This is a genomic window from Clostridium beijerinckii HUN142 (genome assembly GCF_000621745.1).
GTDB classification, from domain to species: domain Bacteria; phylum Bacillota; class Clostridia; order Clostridiales; family Clostridiaceae; genus Clostridium; species Clostridium beijerinckii_A.
On sequence record NZ_KK211342.1, the window covers coordinates 1 to 1,727 of the forward strand.

The 1,727-nt window shown below is 34.5% G+C and carries 2 protein-coding genes; both read right to left on the reverse strand.

Annotated elements, in window-relative coordinates; genetic code table 11:
- Positions 1–683 (reverse strand): DNRLRE domain-containing protein (locus T483_RS0128155; RefSeq protein ID WP_026889818.1); only part of this gene is annotated, 683 nt, incomplete at its 3' end.
- 462 nt (positions 684–1,145) lie between these two features.
- On the reverse strand, positions 1,146–1,727 hold a 582-nt coding region (locus T483_RS31415), incomplete at its 5' end, for a BclA C-terminal domain-containing protein (protein ID WP_431603165.1).

Sequence of the window (1,727 nt, forward strand, 5' to 3'; positions counted from 1 at the left end):
ACTCCAGTATCTCCTGTTGGTCCAGTTACACCTGTGTCTCCAGTAGGTCCGGTAATTCCAGTATCTCCAGTTGGACCTGTTGCTCCAGTATCTCCTGTTGGTCCAGTTGGGCCTGTTGGACCAGGACCTGTTTCCCCGGTTGGACCTTCTGAAGTAATTGTTACACTTAAGAAAGGCCTTTGTGTTTGCAATGGCCATTCCTTAGAAAAATATCCTATAATAGTGTCAATTATATTTTCAATTCCAATAAGAGTTATACCATTATTAGGAATTGTATTATTTATCCATCCATTAACCAAATCAGTTATATCTATACTAATATAGTTACCAACATCTCCAGCATTTATATTTGTTGAATATGGAGTAAAATTAGCTATAGGTGCATTATTCCAAGTAACTGTACTTTCTGTGAAATCACTTGCATTTATATACACTCTAACAGTTTGAGGTAATTGTGCTGAATCTGGTACATCATTTCTGGATACAAATAAATTTAATGAAGCATTTGATATAGAGCTTCCTGGTGTAATACCAGATAAATTAAATTTTAGTAAGCTTCTATAAACGTCATCTTCTTGAACAAACATGCCTGTAAATAAATCAGTAGATAACCCAAAATTTGCATTAGGGTTCAGTTGTGATATATAGGCATCATCCGTAGGACTTATAAATATAGTAGGCATTCAGCCATCTCCTTATCTTGCGTTTGAATTATATACCATTTTGTTATTGACTTAATCATGATAGATTGCGCTATTACAATATATGTAAACTAAAAACTTTTGACACTTCTCTCATATATATAAATTTAAAAATATTATCAGATAACTTTTTACTTCTAATATATTTACTTACTATAACAAAGTATGTTGGAACGAAATTATAAAATTGCTCTAACAAATTATAATCATTTAGTGAGTATATATTTTATCCTAATATGCATTTATATTAAAATTATGTTGATCTGGATGTTAACGGCAAAAAAACTATATATTAAGGATTATTATATGGTGCAATAGAAAAAAGTTATTTATTTAAATTTAATTTTACTATTAGACTAAATTAATAATAAGCCTTAACTTTTTATTATATTGAATAGCAAATTGAAAACCCTCCGCATAAATGCAGAGGGCAACTTTTATAAATTAATCTAATTTCTTAAGGGTTAATTGTGCTCCAACTGATGGTGCTAAAGTTAATGTTAAAGCTAACGCTGAATTATTTCTGAAAGTGATTACATCTCCAGCAGCAAGAGTTAAGATAGCACTTCCTGAGATTTCACCAGTTGCTACAAGAGCCGAAATAGGAGTAGATGCATCAACTGTACCATTTACAGCAATTGCAATTTGAGCTCCAATTCCTGCTGTTATGCTAGCACCGTAATTAATCTCATAAACACCAGCAATTGCTACAGTAACTGTTGTTGTTCCTGGTGTGTGAGCTATATTGCTTAAAGGTCCATTATTAGAAAATGGAATATCTGCTCCACCTACAACAGTTGCGTCAGCTATTGTTGCTAGTTGATATACATAACCATCAGCAGCTAATCCAGCACCTGTTGGTCCAGTAGGTCCAGTTGCGCCTGATGGCCCTGTTGGTCCAGTTACACCAGTATCGCCAGTTGGTCCTGTTGCTCCAGTGTCTCCAGTTGGACCTGTTACTCCAGTATCTCCTATAGGACCTGTTGCTCCAGTGTCACCTGATGGACCTGTTACTCCAGTATCTCC